This window comes from Bradyrhizobium jicamae, assembly GCF_001440395.1.
Taxonomy (GTDB): domain Bacteria; phylum Pseudomonadota; class Alphaproteobacteria; order Rhizobiales; family Xanthobacteraceae; genus Bradyrhizobium; species Bradyrhizobium jicamae.
Genome location: NZ_LLXZ01000113.1, coordinates 90,585 through 110,154 on the forward strand (window position 1 = coordinate 90,585; position 19,570 = coordinate 110,154).

At 56.9% G+C, this 19,570-nt stretch carries 17 protein-coding genes; 8 read left to right on the plus strand and 9 right to left on the minus strand.

What is annotated here, in order from left to right:
- Genes CQ12_RS18480 through CQ12_RS18520 form a run of 9 tightly spaced genes read right to left on the minus strand, consistent with a single transcriptional unit; the run spans position 1 to position 7,334 of the window.
- Positions 1-330 carry a hypothetical protein gene (locus CQ12_RS18480; RefSeq protein WP_157088311.1) on the minus strand — a complete coding sequence of 110 codons (330 nt, stop codon included), beginning with the start codon at positions 328-330 and terminating at the stop codon, positions 1-3.
- Positions 331-362: 32 nt separating this feature from the next.
- The gene (locus CQ12_RS18485; RefSeq protein WP_057836732.1) at positions 363-1,151 is read right to left on the minus strand and encodes an ABC transporter permease; all 789 of its coding nucleotides are present in this window, start codon (positions 1,149-1,151) and stop codon (positions 363-365) included.
- 3 nt (positions 1,152-1,154) lie between these two features.
- Positions 1,155-2,069, minus strand: coding sequence for a nodulation factor ABC transporter ATP-binding protein NodI (gene nodI / locus CQ12_RS18490; protein WP_057836733.1), 915 nt, complete (start codon positions 2,067-2,069; stop codon positions 1,155-1,157).
- Positions 2,070-2,078: 9 nt separating this feature from the next.
- Entirely contained in the window at positions 2,079-3,788 is a 1,710-nt protein-coding gene (gene nodU, locus CQ12_RS18495; RefSeq protein WP_057836734.1) for a nodulation protein NodU, read from the minus strand.
- Between the two features lie 12 nt (positions 3,789-3,800).
- Entirely contained in the window at positions 3,801-4,430 is a 630-nt protein-coding gene (gene nodS, locus CQ12_RS18500; protein ID WP_057836735.1) for a nodulation methyltransferase NodS, read from the minus strand.
- 27 nt (positions 4,431-4,457) lie between these two features.
- A complete protein-coding gene (gene nodC, locus CQ12_RS18505; protein ID WP_057836736.1) occupies positions 4,458-5,813 on the minus strand; it encodes a chitooligosaccharide synthase NodC in 1,356 nt (451 codons plus the stop codon).
- A gap of 14 nt (positions 5,814-5,827) precedes the next feature.
- Positions 5,828-6,487 (minus strand): chitooligosaccharide deacetylase NodB, encoded by a 660-nt coding sequence (gene nodB, locus CQ12_RS18510; protein WP_057836737.1) that lies wholly within the window; start codon positions 6,485-6,487, stop codon positions 5,828-5,830.
- Positions 6,484-7,116 carry a NodA family N-acyltransferase gene (locus CQ12_RS18515; RefSeq protein WP_057836738.1) on the minus strand — a complete coding sequence of 211 codons (633 nt, stop codon included), beginning with the start codon at positions 7,114-7,116 and terminating at the stop codon, positions 6,484-6,486. Before CQ12_RS18515 ends, nodB begins: the two co-directional genes overlap by 4 nt.
- Positions 7,113-7,334 (minus strand): response regulator, encoded by a 222-nt coding sequence (locus CQ12_RS18520; protein ID WP_057836739.1) that lies wholly within the window; start codon positions 7,332-7,334, stop codon positions 7,113-7,115. The genes CQ12_RS18515 and CQ12_RS18520 overlap by 4 nt, the downstream gene beginning before the upstream one ends.
- 679 nt (positions 7,335-8,013) lie before the next feature.
- On the opposite strand from CQ12_RS18520, the gene CQ12_RS18525 reads away from it, so the two are divergent.
- The 8 genes from CQ12_RS18525 to CQ12_RS18550 all read left to right on the plus strand — a co-directional run bounded on the left by CQ12_RS18525 (position 8,014) and on the right by CQ12_RS18550 (position 18,131).
- Positions 8,014-8,958, plus strand: coding sequence for a LysR family transcriptional regulator (locus tag CQ12_RS18525; RefSeq protein ID WP_057836740.1), 945 nt, complete (start codon positions 8,014-8,016; stop codon positions 8,956-8,958).
- 837 nt (positions 8,959-9,795) lie between these two features.
- Positions 9,796-10,737: a LysR family transcriptional regulator gene (locus CQ12_RS18530; protein ID WP_057836749.1), complete on the plus strand. Its 942-nt coding sequence runs from the start codon at positions 9,796-9,798 to the stop codon at positions 10,735-10,737.
- A gap of 806 nt (positions 10,738-11,543) precedes the next feature.
- Positions 11,544-11,753, plus strand: coding sequence for a hypothetical protein (locus tag CQ12_RS45690; RefSeq protein ID WP_083519360.1), 210 nt, complete (start codon positions 11,544-11,546; stop codon positions 11,751-11,753).
- A gap of 148 nt (positions 11,754-11,901) precedes the next feature.
- On the plus strand, positions 11,902-12,033 hold the full coding sequence (locus tag CQ12_RS43920) for a MerR family DNA-binding transcriptional regulator (protein ID WP_157088312.1): 132 nt from the start codon (positions 11,902-11,904) through the stop codon (positions 12,031-12,033).
- A 381-nt stretch (positions 12,034-12,414) separates the two neighbouring features.
- On the plus strand, positions 12,415-13,116 hold the full coding sequence (locus tag CQ12_RS42460; RefSeq protein WP_083519357.1) for a MerR family transcriptional regulator: 702 nt from the start codon (positions 12,415-12,417) through the stop codon (positions 13,114-13,116).
- A gap of 930 nt (positions 13,117-14,046) precedes the next feature.
- The gene (locus CQ12_RS18535) at positions 14,047-15,159 is read left to right on the plus strand and encodes a branched-chain amino acid ABC transporter substrate-binding protein (RefSeq protein WP_057836741.1); all 1,113 of its coding nucleotides are present in this window, start codon (positions 14,047-14,049) and stop codon (positions 15,157-15,159) included.
- Positions 15,160-15,676: 517 nt separating this feature from the next.
- Positions 15,677-16,795, plus strand: coding sequence for a histidinol-phosphate transaminase (gene hisC, locus CQ12_RS18545; RefSeq protein ID WP_057836743.1), 1,119 nt, complete (start codon positions 15,677-15,679; stop codon positions 16,793-16,795).
- Between the two features lie 316 nt (positions 16,796-17,111).
- The gene (locus CQ12_RS18550; protein WP_057836744.1) at positions 17,112-18,131 is read left to right on the plus strand and encodes an LLM class flavin-dependent oxidoreductase; all 1,020 of its coding nucleotides are present in this window, start codon (positions 17,112-17,114) and stop codon (positions 18,129-18,131) included.
- The last annotated feature ends 1,439 nt before the right edge of the window (positions 18,132-19,570 follow it).

Sequence of the window (19,570 nt, forward strand, 5' to 3'; positions counted from 1 at the left end):
TCAGACATCACCAACCTCCAAGAACTCTTGCGTAGGGTTCGCGTCACTCAACGACATGAGCTCATCCGAACGTAGTGCTGGCGCTCCGTAGCGCCGATAGATTGCTTGGATTCCGTTCCGCGACAGGTTGACTTCCCTGCTGGCGATGTCGTCCTTCAGTTGCAGCACGGAGGCAGCACCTACGATGGTACTTGAAACGAATACCCTGCTGTTGAGGAACGATGACGCGCCCTCCACTAGAGATCTCATCTTTCCAATAAAGCGCACGATATGCGAGTGCCGCATACTGCGACGGCTCACGCCGCTGCGGTCCACTTCGCGGTACTGCATCTGTATCTCCTTCTTTTCTGCGAAACGTAGCGTCAACGCATCAGGCGTCGACGAAACAGCGCCGTTGAGAGGAAAAACGGTAATACCGCGTAGATGCAAAGCGCAGTGAGATGCAGGGCTATATTGTCGACCGGCCGTCCAAGCATCGCTGGGCGGATGAGGTCGACCGAATGAGAAAGCGGCAATACGCCCGCCACGACCTGAAATGCGCTAGGCAGCTGGGTTACCGGAACAACTGCGCCGCAGAGGAACACCATCGGTGTAATGACGAGCGTCTGGTAAAACACGAAATAATCATAACTGGGCGCAAGTGATATGACGACCATCCCAAGGCTCGCGAAGGCGAGGCCAGTGAGGGCGATTACTGGCAGCGCATAAAGGATGGACGGCCACGTCGCATAGCCCAGCGTGGCGGCGACCATCGCAATTGCCGTTCCGGCCAAAATGGATTTGGTGGCTGCCCACGCTAATTCACCGAGAACGATGTCGCCTAGCGTGAGCTGTGTGCACAGGATCGCTTCCCAGGTGCGCTTAGCATCCATGCGGGCGAAAGCCGCATACATCGCTTCGAAGGTCGCGGAGGTCATCGCGCTGGTCGCGACCATGCCTGCCGCCAGAAACGCGATGTATGAAGCGCCGTCAACGCGCCCCACAATTATGCCGAGGCCAAAACCGAGACCAAAAAGATTTGTCATTGGATCGGCGAGGTTCCCCAGAACCGATGCAAGCGCGACTTTCTTCCATGCAAGAAAATTGCGCCGCCATACCGCGATCCAGTTGTATACGTTCGCGGGCATGGCGGCCATATAGCCTTCACCCATTATTCATTTCTCCATCTCGCGCCCGGTTAGCCGCAAAAAGACATCCTCAAGATTCGGCGGACGCTGCAGAAGGCGTAGACCGGCATGCCCGCGCAGCCGCACGCGCACCTCCTCGGGATCTGGCGCATAGCAAAAGAGCGTCTCGCCACTCACTTCGACGCGCCGCGCGTAGGGTTTGATCAGCGCGGACAACTCTTGTGGATTGCCGCCATAGATCTCAATAACGTCGCAGCCGATCTGTTCGTCGATCAGCGTATGCGGTTTGCCTTCGGCGATCTTACGTCCTTTCTCAAGTACACATAGCCGATCGCATAACCGCTCGGCCTCTTCCATGAAGTGGGTGGTTAAAAGGATCGTTTTGCCGCGGGCCAAAAGCACACGCAAGCGTTCCCAGATCAGATGGCGTCCGTGCGGATCAAGACCGGTAGTCGGCTCGTCCATTATCAGCAAATGCGGGTCGTTGATGAGCGCACGCGCCAGCGTCAGCCGCCGCTTCATGCCGCCGGACAGTTCAGCGACGCGTGCATTTGCCTTGCTCTCGAGGCGAGCGAACTCAAGCAGTGATGGCACGACCGATTCGACCTCGCGTGCGCTCATGCTGAAGTAGCGCCCGAATACCAGCAGGTTCTCGCGTACGGTGAACTCGAGTTCAAGGTTGTCGAATTGGGGCACCACGCCGACACGCACGCGTGCCAAGCGAGCGCGTGCTGGCACTGTCTCGCCGAGCACCGTGATCTTTCCCGCATCGGGCCGTACCATGCCGAGGACCATACGGGCAATTGTACTCTTGCCCGCGCCGTTCGGTCCCAGCAGGCCGAAGCACTCCCCCGTCGCAACGGCGAGCGAAAGTCCGTTGACGACGATCTTGTCGTTATATGACTTCTTTACGCCGTTAAGGTCGATTGCTACGATGGACATATGTTCAACTTAGCCTGCAAGAAGCCGTTCGGCCGGGGCTAGCACCGTCGCGAGCTTTCTTGTCCAGAGCATACCGTCGCACCATACGTGTTCAACGCATCCCCACTGGCAGGCCGCTGCGGCATCCGGGAAGAACCCACGTCCATGGTGGTTCGCGCTCGTATTGCAAAGCAACGGAATGCCCGTGAGCTTTTCATATTCGACGAGAAGCTCGGCGACTTTGTGCTGAGAGGTTCTGGCAATGGTCTGCAGGCGCGCGGATCCGTCGAGATGTACAACAGCGGGGATTTTGTCCCACCATTCTGCCCGCGTCTGGTGATCGAAAAGCATGTACGGATCCGGCGTTCCGGGACTAAAAATCTCTGGCGCTCGATCCTCCAGGCATATCGGTGCCACTGGCCGGAAGAGCTCGCGAAGTTTGATGTCGTTGAGATAATCCTTCATTCCCGCCGATGTTGCGGCTGCGAGAATGCTTCTGCCACCCAATGATCGTGGTCCGAGCTCGGCACGGCCGGCGAGGAAAACCACGGGCTTGTTACTCGCGAGGATGGCAGCAAGTTCACGCATACTGCACGGCACAGCGTCCCATTCGGACGACACATCGCGGCATATCAGGGCCGGGCCACTGTAGACCGACCATTCCAGGGGCATAAAACCTTTGTCTGCCGCCATTGCGGAGCAAGCGGCACCGATTGCCGAGCCGCTGTCATTCGGGAACGGCGGCACCCAGACAGCATCGAACAGGCCGGAAGCGCGTAGTGCACTGTTCCATTTGATATTGAGACCGCAGCCACCGGCTATACACAAATTGCGCGGTTCCGAAAAACTCGAATGCCGCTGCAAAGCACTGGCCATTTCCTGGACGAGGAGACGCTCGAGGAAACAATGAAACGATGCAAGAATATCTTCCGGTATCTCGCCCTCCAACCGGAGCGCGCTGGCGTCGAAGAAGTCATGCATAGCTGCAAGTGACGATTCCGCGTTGTTGATGTCCGCACGGTAGCGTCGAGCCCGCTCCGTGTCAGACGCAAAGCGATCCTCGTAGAGTTCCCGAAACACCGCGACGATGCCATCATCAGCAGTCCCGAGTGCGATGTAGGCCATCAGCTTTCCGGCAACACCTAGGTCCCAATTGGTCCGGTTCGCCTGCTTATAGAGCCCGAAGTGATGGCCCGCAGCAGCATAGGCATGACCTATCATCGGAAACAGGGATTCGATGAAGCGGGCGCCCTGGCGTTCTACATAATACAGGCGTGGAAAGATGCAGCCGTCCCATACCAGGCAGAATGCAGGTTGTCCGGCTTTGGCAAAGGGGCTCGTGCAGTATGCAGAGGCCACATGGCCTGTGACGTGCGGATAGCTTCTATAAGGGAAGTCACTGCCGTCCAGTATGAGGCCAAAGCCGTCGCGCGAAGTGAGCAACCCCTCCGCATGGCGTTCAACATATGGCGCCCCTTTGAGGGTGAGAGGTGCTGTCCCACTGAGGACCTGGAATTGCGACTCGACCTCCCCGTCCCAGCCGTCGATGACGAACTGATCAACATCCCGCGGATTCAGACCGTGCTCCGCCAAAGCGATAACAACTGCGTCAAGATTGTCGATGGTTTGATACCGCGGGTTGTTGCCCCGCTTCTCCTGCTCGACACAAAAGACCAGCCGTCCGTCCTCGACAAGAGCGATCGCCCCGTCATGCGTCAGCTTGATACCGCAAATGCGCATAGTGCCTCCCTATCAAAGTCGGCAATTCGATTGAATTGAAGATCGAAACGGTTGCCGAAAGCAGGCGATCAAGCAGTCTTCGTTAGCCGACTCACCCTGGCACTCCACCCGCTCGACCTCGATCAACCTTTCGTTCAACATGGCGATAACCGTCTCGGCACCAGCAGCGTGACCCCAGCGCTGGCAGTTGGCATCGCGCGCGGATCCGAAAACAAGATGCCCATCTGGGGCAAGCATACCCACCAGGTTGTTGATGGCCGCGCGCATCTCGGCCGCGTCACCGAGGTAATAGAGAACTTCCGCCACGACAATTAGATCGAACCGCTCGGCGGTCGAGAACCGTTGAATGTCCGAGACTATCCACGTAATGTGTGACCACCTCTTCGTACGTTGGCACGCTCGACCAATCGCTCGTGGCACGACATCGACCACGGTGAGCCGTTGGCAGTGAGGCGCTAGCTTTTCCGTGAATGCACCGGCCGCGCACCCGACTTCGAGGCCATTTGCGATGACCCCTTGGGAAAGCGACAGCCGGAGCATTTGCGTGTGACGCTCCCGCTCGAACGGATTACCGTCGAGCCGCCACGGATCGTCGGCAGTCAATTCCCGCTCTAATAGTTGATATTTCTTGTCCAAGCTCACGACTTGTTCACCTCGGTAATGCCACAATTACTTGCCGCTGCAGACGCTGTCAGACGTCGCCAACCTCGAAGAGCCGCGCGAAAGATCCGTCCTGCGAATTGACCCAGAAAGTCCCGATGCTCCTGTAGCATTTGGTCCAGCGATCGGGGTTCGGATGACGACCTGCTTTTCACCCGCGTCCGGTATGTTGGCAGCCTTGCGTGACAGCCAATCGCTGTTGCTCAATGTACACAACGCGTAGGCCTTCATGGGGAGTAAGAGAAAGAGGTTGATGAGTGTGTGCAGAGAAAAGCCGAGAAATCGAAGTTGGCGAGCGCGAAGAGCTGCCACGCTGCAGCGGATGATGGTCATCAATGCGATCAGCAGGCATGTCCACCACGGCACCGTGGCTGTGAGTGCGAGCTGCGCGAGCCCCGTTACTAATGACAGGGCGAGCAATAGCGGCCCGAGATTCTGCCCGACAACGTCTAGCGTGAGATAGCGATCGAGACCGGAGAGAAGGCGCAACGCAAGTAGCGTGTCCCGGAAAGTGCTCCGTGCCCAGCGGAGTTGTTGGCGCAGATACGGCCCTAAGCTATCCGGGACCACTGTTGCGGCAATTGCGTCCGGAACGTACTCGGTTCTAAACCCTGCTTTCAGCATGAGGATCGTAAGATGCCGATCCTCACCGAAGTCGCTTGGCTTTCCGCGAAAAAGTTGCGTCTCGTACTGATCTAGCAGCAAAAGAAGCGCTGACCGGCGGTACATAGCACAGGGGCCACAGCAACACATAACGGCACCGAAGCGAGCCTGTGCCGCGCGCTCTTCGTTGCAAGCCAACCAGTATTCCATATCAATCAATCGGGTCAGCCAGGTGTCGTTCCGGTTGCTGGCGGTTAGTTGACCCATCGCCGCGCCAATCGCCGGATTTTGCATCTTCCGTGCAAGCTTTGTGACCACATCGGGGGCGAGAATCGTGTCCGAGTCGACGTTGAGCACCAGATCTCCGGATGAGCGCCTAATCGCGGCGATCTGCGCCTTGCGCTTTCCAGCATTCTTTCGCAGCAAGATGAAGGTGAAGCTTTGATCGTCCGCGTAGGTATCGTGGACGGGTGCCACTGCGTCGAGATTTCCAGAGCCGTCATCGACGACATAGACCCGCAGACTTCCTGCGTAGTCTTGGTTTGCGATGGATTCTAGGCACGCCGAGAGCGTGCGCGGGTCCTCGTTGAAGCAGGGGACGATGACATCCACGCTCGGCAGAGCGTCGGTGTCGACTACGTCGTCCGACAGCGATGAAACGTCTGTCGGCAGAGCATAAAGCGTTTGAACGCTCTTATAGACAGTCGAGAGCAGCGCATAGGAGAAGACAGCGACAGTGCTGGTTGTGGCAAGCAGGTTCATAGGGGCCTGTCTGTTCAGTGAGATTGAGGAAGAGAGCGGATTGCAAATCCACGGTCATGCAATGCTGGAATAAGGTGGGAAAGCGCCTTGAGGGTCTGGTCGCGCAGACCAGCGTCAGTATCCCGTCCCAACTCGTCGGGAGGACATCCGTCGTGCAGGAGCACAATTGCACCTGGCCGGAGAGAGACCAGCACCGTGTCGACAATCGCGTCTACTCCAGGACGAGACCAGTCTCGCGGGTCGACCGACCAATGCACGGCGGCCAGTCCAGCCCTCGCTGACGTAGTGAGCGCTTCTTCGGTCCACACACCATATGGTGCACGTATGTGCCGCACCGAGGCCTGAGGGCACGCGATCCCGATGACGCTGCTCGCCGTTAGTATTTCATGTTGCACTTCGGCAGGCTCGCATCTGGATAGGTCCGGATGATTCATCGTATGGTTTGCGACCTCGTGCCCTTCTGCGATCATTCGTCGGATCAGTTTCGGCTGGTCCGCGGCATACGCACCGATGACGAAGAAGGTCGCCGGGACCCGGTGTTCCGCCAGCACATCGAGGACATCCGGTGTGCAAAGCGGATTGGGACCGTCGTCAAATGTCAAATAGACGCTGCGATGTCCGGTGGCCTCAGCGCACTCGCTACGCACTGCGGACAAGCAGTTGAGGTATCTCACAGCTCTGGCCCGTTCCGCTCAATCATCGTACCGGTCGGCCACTCGCTGATCGACCGGCCAATTGGAAAAACCACAACGAGCGCGTCTTCGGTGCGCGTCGGCGGCAAGTTGAGATACACATCTGGGAGGGTTGATCTCATGCGAACGCCCGACAAAACGGTGGCCAGGCCCGGTCGCTCGAGCAGCCTTGTAAGATGTTCCTTCAGCGCAGGTCGAACCGCGCCGAAGCCGAATGGAACGCCAAGCTGCTGGAGCACTGGATACATCACGCGCATTGAGTGGGTGATTCCAAGTCCCTCAAGATCCGGCCGTACACCGTACAATCCTAGTTCCGCCACTAATACGTCGACCTCTCCGACCTTGATGAAGCGGCGCAGTGCGCCGATGTGAGCAGCTACGCCGCGCGTGTCGTAGCCGATGACACGGACCTCAGGCCTCGCGCCGGCCCAACTTCGGCCGCCCTCGAATGGATTTGCATTGAACGCACCGGTCGGTCCGTAGGTCTTTCGGAAGAACTCGGATAGTTCGATGTGGTCGGCGAGTTGCAACTCATTTTCCCAGCACACCCTCCACCGCACCTGAGAGCGCATGGAGAGACCTTTTGTAGAGCTGGACACGGCTATATTCATGAGTGCCTCCTATGCACCATCCGAGATCTGAGCGGGGACTTGATGCTCGCGAGGAGTTTGCTATCGCTGAATAGCTTGCTGAAGTAATAGGACACGCCGGCTCGCAGCGCCCGCACCCGATGGTCGGCGGCGGGATGTGCCGTGAGCAGAATGGTGGGAATGGCCTTTCCGGATGCGACCAGATGCTCGTACAGATCGAGCCCGGCAATCTCCGGCAAACTGCATCTCCGCGATCGAGCAGGACGTGCCGAGAAGGCGGTGGAATTTCTGGAACACATCTGCGCTCTGGAGCCGTTCTGCGATGGAGCCCACGGAAAAAAACATGTCGGTCAACATTTCACGCACCGATCGCTCATCATTCAAGATCAAGACTGCATCGATCGCGTGTGCCATTTGCACCAGATCTCCTAAGGACCTTCCCTGCATTCTCGACACGATTTGACTCTAATGGATACGCGATTCATTTGGCCGGATCGCAGAAGCACTTGGCTTCCACAATCGGCAGCTCCGGCCTCGTCGCAACGTTAAGACGCGCTCTATTCGTCACTCAACTGTACGATGAGTAGGCTGCAAACATAGAAAGGTTTGGGGAAACTATACGAAGGTTTGCCGGGACGAGGCTGCTACGTGAACTCTGGGATGCTTGCCTAATCGACCCAGCGCGATGTAGTTTGCGCAAGTCGCCGAGGACGGTGGCCGCAATGGACATCCGCCTCGGTTGCCGTTTGGCGTGCGCCCGAGAATTTTTCCTGGGGCCAGAGCAAAGATCGATAACCATCCTAACCCACCTGAACTCTATTTCTCCCGACCGGCGTCTTTGCTATCCGCCATTCCGCACAATTGGTAAAATCGATTGTTTTGATAGAACCCATCCACACTATGGATTGAATTCACAGCATGCGTTTCAACGGCCTTGATCTAAATCTTCTCGTCGCGCTCGATGCTCTGATGACCGAGCGTAACCTCACCGCGGCGGCACGCAAAATCAACTTGAGCCAGCCGGCCATGAGCGCAGCCGTCGCCCGGCTACGCGCCTATTTCCGCGATGAACTATTTACGATGAGGGGCCGCGAACTTGTCCCAACACCGCGCGCCGAGGAGCTCGCCGGCCCAATTCGCGAGGCACTGGCGCACATCCAACTCTCCATTATTTCCCAGGATACGTTCAAGCCAGCCGAATCGGATCGCCGCTTCAGGATTGTCCTTTCCGATTTCATGACAGTCGTGTTCTTTCGAAGGATCGCGGACCGCGTCGCGCGGGATGCTCCCGCCGTCCGCTTCGAATTGCTGCCATTCGCCTTCGATTCCGATGAGCTTCTCCAGCGCGGTGAGGTCGATTTTTTAATCTTACCGGAGTTGTTCATGTCGACGCTCCACCCTAAGGCGACACTGTTCGAGGAGACACTCGTGTGCGTCGGTTGCCGCATGAACAAGCAGCTATCACGGCAGCTTACATTCGAGAGCTTCATGTCGATGGGACACGTTGCGGCCAAGTTCGGGCAACCGCAGAGGCCCTCGATAGAGGACTGGTTTTTGCTCGAGCACGGTGTCAAGAGACGCATTGAGGTCGTTGTGCAGGGCTTTAGCATGATCCCACCTATGCTATTAGACACCAGCCGTATAGCAACGATGCCCGGAAGGCTTGCCAAGCATTTTGCAAAGACCACGCCCCTGCAGATCGTCGAACTTCCGCTGCCACTTCCCGCATTCACTGAGGCCGTTCAATGGCCTGCCGTTCACAATACTGATCCGGCTAGCATTTGGTTGCGGCAGATATTATTGCAGGAGGCATCCCACATGGCTTCTCAGCGTGAGGCCACGCAAAGTCGCAGGCGCTGCTAGTTTGCCCATGGCGTCTCACCACCTGCGCTTCGAATCACTCCCGAGGTGCCCTTAGGTCCTGCAAGAGCCTGGTCTCTCCAACCGATCTCCCTCCCCTGCAATTTGTTTGACGGACTGCTCTGCGAGAGGCACGTACGCCATCTTCATACAAGAGAACCGGTCCAACTCGAGGCCGGCCGCAGCCGGGCCGAACTGGTGTCCAGATGAAGTTGATACTCGCCATCGACTTCTATCGTTTGATCAAGCGATCCATTCTTTCCTCTCCTCGCCGCAAATAACGATCTTGAACGCGTCGCTTGACAACAGCCGCCGCAAACGTTCTGGGGAACTAACCAAATGGTGCAACGGAATGGGCTTCGGCGATTGCAGCGGGCTGCATGCGGCAACCAGCGTCCGCAAGGCGACCTGAAAAACACTGCGAGACGATACACGTTGCAGGACGGAATAATGTTCAGTTACGCAAGCAAAGTCGCTTGAATCGCACGCTACGTCAGGTAGTAGTCTTGCAATCGTGACCACAGCAACGCCACGCGGGCGTCGGTAGCGCATTGGCGAACTTGCAGCGCTATCGGCGTAGTCGTACTCGTTACCGCGGTCACAGTGATCAATGTAATGCTACGGGCGATTGTCGGAGCGCGCCAAAGGCCTGCCTCAGCACCGCGAGCGACCTCCACGACCGGTTGCCCGCCCGTTTGCGTCGACCAACATGCTTGCGAGCGAACACGAGAGCCCTCTTCGCGATCGCGCGCAACGCCATGAAGGGGTCGGCTCTTGGCGGCGAGAGAGACCGACATGGAAGTCACGGTTTTCGCTCAGATCTATCAACGGGACAAAGACGTGCGTTTCAAGGGCCTTGATCTAAATCTCCTCGTTGCGCTCGACGCTCTGATGACCGAGCGTAACCTCACAGCGGCGGCACACCGCATCAACCTGAGTCAGCCGGCTATGAGCGCAGCCGTCGCTCGGTTACGCGCCTATTTCGGCGATGAACTATTTACAATGAGAGGCCGCGAACTTCTCCCAACACCGCGTGCCGAAAGGCTCGCCGCCCCGATTCGCGAGGCTCTGGTGCGCATCCAGTGCTCCATTATTTCACGGGATATGTTCAAACCAGCCCAATCCAATCGCCGCTTCAGGATCATCCTTTCCGATTTCATGACAGTCGTGTTCTTTCGAAAGATTGTCGACCGTATCGCGCGGGAGGCTCCCGGCGTCAGCTTCGAATTGCTGCCACTCGCCGATGAGCCCGAAGAGCCTCTCCGGCGCGGTGAGGTCGACTTTCTTATCTTACCGGAACTGTTCATGTCGAGCGCGCATCCTAAAGCGGCACTGTTCGAGGAGAGGCTTGTATGCGTAGGTTGCCGTTCGAACAAGCAGCTACCGCGGCAACTCACATTCGAGAGCTACATGTCGATGGGACACGTTGCGGTCAAGTTCGGGCATACGGGCAAGTCCTCGATTGAGGAGTCGTTTTTGCTCGAGCACAGTCTCAGGAGACGTATCGAAGTCGTTGTCCAGGACTATAGCATGATTCCGCCTATGCTACTGGACACCGGCCGTATAGGGACGATGCCCTTAAGGTTCGTTAAGCATTTCGAAGAAACGATGCCTCTGCGGATCGTCGAACTTCCGCTGCCAATTCCCGCATTCATTGAGTCCGTGCAATGGCCCGCCTTTCACAACAGTGATCCGGCAAGCATCTGGATGCGCGAGATACTATCCCAGGAGGCCTCCCGCATGGCTTCTCCGCGTGAGACGACAACGCGCCCCCAAATTTAGGCAGAGCCTCTCATCACCTACTCCTCGCATGATCAAGACCTAGTCCGTTCGAACTTGCCTTCATTCATAGTAATCGCGAATCCGGAAAGCGACTTTTAGAGCCTTTCTCGATCACCTCGATGCGCGACAAGCGCGGCGCGCTCACGGTTCTTTTCGCCGGGAAAAGGCGGACAACGTGTTAATCAACGTGCAGTATTGGTGTTTCGTCGTTCCGCTGCGTCTGTTCGGGAGCGCATTAAGAAACTAGCGAATTTAAGCCGGGACGACGGTGGGCAAGCATCGCATCGCTCTGCTGGCAGCGCTGTCGAGATGATCGCCTGCTAGAGGTCCCCCCCGCGATGCGCATCATCGTCCCATAATTCATATATCGAGAACCGCAAGTGGCGCATCGACCTGCAACGCGAGCATGTCGGACAGCCTCGCCGAGGTTCGATCGCCTAGTCCTTTGTCATCATTCTTAGATCACCGTCGGATGTTGATCGACACTCGCCTCGGCTTTGCGCATTTTGTTGCAGCCATCTCTTTCGGATCAGCGGCGCCCGAGTGTGAGACTCTGCCTGCTTCCCCGGCCAATCGGGCTGCATATAGAGACAGCGGTGCTCGGCGATTCACGAAAGAAAGTGGTCGGATATCGCCTGAGCGGTTCAAGACAAAGCACAGCGCGACTGTGTTGCACAACTGCATCACTTGAACGCGCACCGCATTTGGTGGATGTAGCCGGCGGCTTGTCTCGTTTTGACCCTACCGCAGCCAAACATCTAGACCACGTGCGCCCGTCTAGCGCGATGACAATACGGAGCCGAATGTTGCAGCAATACAGTGGTGTCTACGATCCGGAAGATCTTTCGGTCCTGGGAAAGATTTTCGATGAAGCATTCGCGGCGTTACCGGCATCTATGCAAACACCTGAGAATCGAACGGAAATCGCCAAGCTTGTTCTCGCACGTGCACCGACAAGCGAGACCGAGTTGGCGTGTCTGACGAACTTGATAGCTGCCATTGCCTCTGCCGCTTGATCAAACGGCGATCTCGGGAGAGTCATCTTGCTTGCGCCAGAACGGAGGACGGTCAGTAGACCATCGAAAAAGCTTGAATCTTACGCGACGTCAGGTTGTAGCCTTGGAAATCGAGAGACATGACCAAAGCTTCACCACGAGGGCGTCGATGGCGCATTTGCGATTGCAGAGGTTACCCGGCGTAACGGTACGCACTCTGCATCACTACGAGCACAGGCTATTAACTGCGTCGGAGCGCACCGATGGCGTCCAGCGCATGTACGACCAAGAAGGCGTTTAACGAATATACCAATTCGGTCGTGCATGAACTTGGCTTCTCCCTTCAGCACCGGAGCCAAACGTTGCGGCGATGCAGTGGTTTCTACGAGCGGAGGACGTCTCGGTGTTGAGAAACATTCTTGATGAAGTGTTTGCGGCGTTACCCGCGTCTATGCGAACTAACGGAAACTGGCACCGAAATTGCCAAGATCACGCGCAGCAGCGAGGGAGGCCGAGTTGGCGTTCCTGTGAACTTGATGGACGCCATTGCATCACCGCTAATCAAGCGACGATCTGAGGAGAGTCACCTTGCTTGCGCCCGAATGGAAGACGGTTCAGCTAGATCATTCAAATAGCTTGAATCTCACGCGATGTCAGGTTGTAGGCTTGGAAATTGAGAAACATGACCAAAGCTACACCACGAAGGCGTCGATGGCGCATTGGCGAACTTGCAGAGGCTACCGGCGTAACGGTACGCACTCTGCATCACTATGAGCACACAGGGCTATTAAGTGCGTCAGAGCGCACCGACGGCGGCCACCGGATGTACGACCGCGACAGTGTGCAACGAGTATACCAAATTCGCTCGCTGCGGGAGCTTGGCTTCTCCCTCGAGGAGATCCGCAGAGCGATAGAAGGCAAAAGTTCGCTTACTGACCTGTTGCGCAACCATTTGGAGCGGATTGAAATTCAAGTCGCACGTACGACATTGTTGCGAGATCGTTTACGCAACATGACGACGGATGGCGAAGCACATGTCAGCGTAGATGACCTACCTGCCACTTTAGATGCAATGTCGCGGGTTGAGAAGCGCGCTCAAGCGCCCCGATGCAAATGCGCCACAGACCCGAATCGAGAGGAGCGGTGGCGAAGGATCCACGAGGAGTTGCGCGATTGTATGACTCGGGGCGAGCATCCTCGCAGCGAACGGGTAACTGCTGTGGCGGTTCAGGCGCGTTCACTAATCACTGAAGTCGCAGGAGCGGCTTCAACAGCCTCAACGATACTGAGAGTTCTTGCGCGATTCAACACGCCTCGAAACTTGGCTGGCTGGGATGCCAGCCTCGTGCAGTATCTCGATCTCGCACTTGCGGCCCTAGAATGAGGAGCTGTGCTGACGCGTTCGCGATAATCCGTGCGCGATTCCGTTTTCCTTCAGCCAGTGCTCGCTCCAGAGCCTGTCGGGTCTCTATCAGCAGCCGATTTATATCTCGATGAACCGGTCGCAGGCCTCGGCCACGAGCAGCCCTTAAGGCAAATGCAGGACAATGTCGGCCCGACCGCAGCAATCTGACGTGCTCCGGCACTGCCGTTCGGCCTGGACGCATCTACGGCGTCTGGGGTCTGATGCTCGGAGCTGCCGTCCCAAGCGATCCTCAAGCCAATGGCGCACGCAAGGGCGGAGAGCGAAACGTCCCTTGTGGCCAAGCACGCCCGTACCAAGGAAGGGCGGGAGGACGGAGGCGCTCGGCGGGTGAGACGTGCTGATCACCGGTGAACCCGAGCACCGTGCTCGGGCAAATGACGGCGGACTTCGGCGGCTCAGAACGAGCTCCGTCGGTGTTTCGAGTTAGAAAATCGTTATGCATGCCTCCTTCGTGATTCCGAGGGACTCTCAAAGTGTGGCCAGCGAGTGCGTCGCTTCTGGTTCGCGCCAGATGCTCTGAGGCATAGCGATTCATTTTCTCAAGTTTTGGTATCGTCTGCTTCTGGGACCGCGCGTTCGCGCCATATTCATCCAAACGCCCTTAAGGGGGCTTGAATCGCACCTAGCGTCAAATTGTACGATCTCAAAGTGGGTGGCCAGTCCCTGGTAAAACGACTGGAGACCACCCCTTGCTATCTGTGAAGGATCGCCTGAACCCGCACTACGTCCTGGATGGGCGAGAGCTCTCGGCATCTGGGGGCCGAAATGGATGATGATCATGGCGTTACAGAAGCCTGACCAGCGCGAGCCCGTTGCGGCCAGGTGCCTCAGACGGTCAAGGACACAGCGCGACTGACCGCAATCTCGGTCCAACATCGGGAGCTTCAAATGTCAATTTATCGTGCCAGTTCCGCCGCGAGTGCAGCCTTCCTTGCTTGTGCTTTGGTTTCGACTGCGCCCGCTGCGGACATCAGTATTGCCGTGGCCGGACCGATGACCGGAAGCACTGCTGCGATTGGTGCACAACTGCGCGAGGGTGCTGCCGCGGCCGTTGATGCTTTGAATGCCTCCGGCCTACTTCCCGGTACAAAGGTCATATTAAGCGTCGCCGACGACGCGTGCGATCCCAAGCAGGCCGTCGCAGTAGCGAATCGGCTGACCGCGGATCGGGTCAGGTTGGTCGTTGGTCACCTCTGTTCTTCTTCCTCGATCCCGGCTTCTGACGTTTACGATGAAGCGCAGATTATTCAAATTTCCCCCGGCACAACTAATCCGCAGCTGACAGAGCGTGGTCTCAAAACGGTGTTTCGAATCTGCGGCCGCGATGACCAACAAGGTGTCGTGGCGGCCGAATACATCCTGCAACACTACCCGAACAACAAAATTGCTGTCCTCGACGACAAGAGCACCGCTGGCAAGGGCATTGCCGATGTCGTCTGGTCGCGTCTTCAGCAAGCAGGCCAAAAGGTCATTCGGCAAAGCTATGCGGCCGGCGAAAAGGACTACACGGCCCTGGTCTCAAGGATGAAGAGGGACGGAATCCAGATCGCCTATATCGGCGGCTATTACACCGAGATCGGTTTGATCGTGCGCCAGGCGGCAGACGCAAGCGCAGATCTCACGATCATGGCGAACGATCCGTTGATGACTTACGAATTCTGGGCCATCACGGGCAGAGCCGGAAACGGCACCCTGTTCACCTTCATGCCCGACGCCACCAAGAATCCCCAAGCCGCGGACGTCGTGGCCAGAATGAAGGCATCCAAACTGTCTGCAGAAGGCTATACGCTCTACGCCTATGCGGCCGTCCAAGCTTGGGCTGACGCAGTGAAGCGGGCCGGCTCCCTCAACGCCACGCGGGTGGCAGCGGCGCTTCGTTCGCAGCCGATCGAAACAGTAGTCGGGACGGTCCGATTTGATACCAAAGGAGACAACGCGTCTCCCGGCTTCGCGGTTTACCGCTGGCACGACAGTATCGTCGAAGCCGTCGGGCAGAACTGATCGTCACGACGCACACGGCCCCGCATGTTCAGCCAATGATGGAAATCATGAAAAACCCTCTTTACATCGCAAATGGTGTGCTACTCGCGTCGTTCCTCGTGCTCGTGGCAGCAGTGCTCGGCGTCCTATTCTGCCGCTGGATGGATGCCTCTGAGGAAGGTAGAGCCAGCCAAAGCCGCTGCGTTATTCACGCCTGGTACCTGGACCAATGCGAGGAATGATATTGCCGCCAGCTCAAAAATGACGGCCCCCATTCCGGCACCGAGCCACCTGAATTGCCGCATGCGAACGGCTCGACGATTATTCTCTCGGCTTCTCAGGGGCTAGCGCGGAGCTTCAGGTTCATCTCACCTTTAGTAAATTAGGCACTTTGACCTGCTGCCCGCAGGACGATTTGGATCGCCGCCGTCCTTGTTATCCCAACAAGGCATCCAACTCAGTCCTCTGCCATCGCCGGCGCAGCGGGCTGGCAAGCTGGCAATTGTCACTGCCCTCGGCGGCTCAAACGGAGAACACTATGTCGGATACAAAATTGCAAGCTGTGCTCTCTTCTCTTTCGCAGGCAGCGAGACAGTTAGATGTTCTGCCGTCCGGCCGGCCTGCGCCGGATGCTAGTTACGTGAAACTAAACACGAATGAGAACCCATTTCCACTACCAACAATCGTATGGCAAAGTGCGATTGCGGCCCTGGAGCGGCAATATTTATATCCAGAAAGTGATAATATCAGCTTGAGGGAAGCAGCCGCCGATGCTTACGGCCTCTCCAAAGATCATGTGATCGCCGGTAACGGATCATCTGAACTTCTCGGGCTCATCTACAGAGCTTTTCTTGCCCCGGGCGACAGCGTGGCAATGATGTCGCCGGGCTTTTCGTTCAACCGCAAACTCGCCTTGTTGCAGGGCGCTCAATTGCTCGAAATCGAATCAAGCGAACCTCATTCCTTGCCGGTGGAGCAATTTCTTCTTGCTCCCGCAAAAGATGCCAAGTTCATTCTGTTAGCTAATCCGAACAATCCCACCGGAACCTTCGTTCCGGTAGCCGATATCGAGTGCCTCCTAGCACAATCGGACCGCCTAATCGTCTTGGACGAGGCCTATGTCGACTTTGCACCTGATAATGGCTTGCGCCTCGTCAATCGCTATTCGAACCTTCTTCTCTTAAGAACATTCTCGAAAAGCTATGCTGCCGCTGGCATTCGCGTCGGCTTCGGCTTCGGCCATCCCGAGCTCATTGGGAGGTTACGTAATATCCAGAACGTCTTCAGCATGAATGTAGTTGGGCATGCGATCGGCATCAGCGTCCTTGCGCATCGCGCCGCTTACGAGGAGAACCATGGACATATCAGGCATGAAAGACAGCGAGTTACGATCGCTCTGTCGAAACTCGGATTTTATGTAACACCTTCCCACGCTAACTTCCTGCTAGCCCGTGTGCCAGAGGGCCGAGACGGCAGGTGCTGGCAAGCAGCTTTGGAAAAGCAAAAGATACTTGTCGCCTTCTTTCCTGACAAAGGTCTTGAAAATTGCATCCGGGTTAGCATCGGTACAAGACCGCAAATGGATGCATTTCTCGCGGCAACCCGTGACATCTCTGAGAGTTTTAGAGTTGGAAGATCGCCCGCTTCGCGGCTTTAATCGCTGCTTTCGCGTTACATCGGCGATCGTACCACGACAAAGAGAGCGGTTTATGCCAATGACAGATGTCTGTTGTGGTTGAGCGACGAACAGTGACAACGGACCGATGCCTTACCGACCGACGGATATTAGAGGCGTAGAGGCGTCGAAGCGAAAGGACAATCTCCGCGTGCTCAGCGGCATAAACAGTACTAACGACCACAACAGCGGAGAGGAAAGTGCGACCACATTAAGAACCGTCCGTCTTTGACCGCTCGGATGGCCCGAAGCGAGCGGACCTCCTGCCTTCACACCTTACACTCTTGGAGATAATCGAATGAGAAACGACTTTCCTTCAAAACTGACCTGCGGCATCTTCGATCATCTGGACGAGGACGGCCGTGATATCGCCGGGCAATACGCAGATCGCCTCATACTAGCGGAGGCGTACGATCGCCTCGGTTTCTATGGATATCATGTGGCAGAGCACCACTGTACGCCACACGGGAGAGGCCCGTCACCGAATCTGTTCTTATCGAGCGTCGCACAGCGCACGAGGCGGCTTCGTTTTGGCCCATTGGTCATGCTGCTTAACCTTTATCATCCGCTGCGCGCGTTCGAGGAGATCTGCATGCTCGACCAGTTGAGTGGTGGCAGGCTCGAGCTGGGTATCGGACGCGGCTCTCTCCCGGTCGAATGGGGCTACTTCGGGATCAGCGCAGACGCTGCGCCAGGCCGTTATGAGGAAGCCAGCGAGATCCTTATTGAGGCGATGAAAGGCGGCTCTCTATCCTATCAAGGCGACCATTTTGAGCTTAGCGACGTTCCTTTGACGCTAGGACCTCATCAGCGTCCGTGGCCGCCGACATGGATTGCCACCAATCGACCCGAGTCTGCAGGTTGGGCCGCCTCGAATGGTGCAAATCTCGCGTGCGTAGGCCCCTCCTCTACTGTCCGCAAAGTTACTGATGCCTTCCGCGCTCATCGAGAGCGCGACCGTGACGCTGACGATCATGCGCGGTTCGTTGGATTGCTCCGCATGATCGTGATTGCGCGTTCTGAGACAGATGCCCATTCGCTCGCGGCCTCTGCTTATGAACGATGGCTCAAGAACTTCAAATTCCTTTACGATCTCAACGCCATCCCGACACCACCGAGCCTGCCACTGACCTTCGATGCGGCAATCGCGAGTGAATTGTGCGTAGTGGGAACGCCAGCTTCTGTGCGAAAAGCGCTTCTTAACCAGCTGGAAGAGGCAGGTGCCAACTATCTCCTTTGTCAACTAGCGTTTGGGAATCTGCCGCTTGATGCTTCCCTATACGCCGCAGCCACAATTCAATCCGAAGTCATTGGCTGACTATGATTAGCTCCGACCTTGGAGGATGCAAATTGGTTTCCAGCACTCCTTCACATCCGCGTATGGTCCGGCCGAGGACTGACAGTCAACTCCGAGAAGTTCCGTCGAGAGCGCCGCGATGATGATCGAGACTGAACGAATATTCAAACCATTCGTTAGCCTACAGGAACGCCTTGGGGTAAGACGCCGGAATGCCAATGCCACCGCTGAGGATCAGGAGGATGCGTGTCTGAGCAGCGAATGATGGCCGCGGGCGAATTGACTCCGCGACTTGATCATATGGCGTTTCGGCATACGAACCATAAGCGCGCGCCTCGCACTTGTCGATCGAGAACACGAGCGACTTCGCCCTTTGCCAATGCCTATGCGTCGCTGCAACGCCCGGCGTTAGCGCTCCTGGCGATCGGACCAGCGCTATTCTTCTGCCACGCCAACTCTAAGACTGCCGATCGGACTCTTCGAGATGAGGTGTAGACGCTTGCGCTTCTGACGGTCGCGTCCCGCCTGCAGCGAAACGAAGGCTCGCGGAATACTCCTCGGCAAAGTCATGCGTTGGTCAAGCGGGGTGAAGACGTCATCATCACGCGTCAATCGACACGATAGTATCCGTCTTGTTCGAGCGCAGCTTTCGAAGACCGCGCCACACTCAGGACAGTGTACTTTTCGAGCAGTCCGGTGCTGCCGATCGCTCCGGGATCGTGGCGGGCATGCCTTAGGTCCCGCATAGTTTTGGGGCTTCTTCCCCGGCCAAAGCACGCTTGGTAATGTGTAGGAAGACCGGCGCCTTGCAATCTGCCTCGGACTTTCCTCGCCCAAGCGTGTCCTTCGATGCGGGCCGACAGTCCCCGTCCGATGTCGTCAGGCATACAAATAGTGGGAGTTCAGACGGTACGGGCCTTATCTGTACTGCGTGAAATGACTTTGAAGGATCGGCGCGCTTGTGCGGCTTGGCACCACATTGGGAAGCACGACAGCCTGATCGATCGTGACGGACACAGATGCGCATTGATACGCCAATGATGAAGACGCCGTGCTCGTTTGAACGGACGCGCGCGACTACACAAAAACCGGGTTACCGCCAACGAATTTGCAAAGGGTAGCGACGTGCTCCTGCGACGTCTCACTATTGGAGGCGATACACGGGTATTTGCGCACGAGCCGCATAGCGATCTTTCCGATCGGTTCGTTGCAACGCGAGTGCCGACGCTTGCTTCGTTATCGCTCGCAAACCGGACGCTTCGAAACGTCTCGTCGAAACGTGCGATCTCCCTGTGACAACAGCTAGCCAACGACCGGTGCGAGCTATCTCTATTTTTTGGCAAGTTCAGTCCGCTCAGCGCTAGAGCGCCTTCGGTCCGCTTACGCTCTGTGAAGAGGCGGCGTCATGAAACTGATGGTCGGCGTTGCCTCTGCCAATTGATCACCCCCAGTCCAGATGC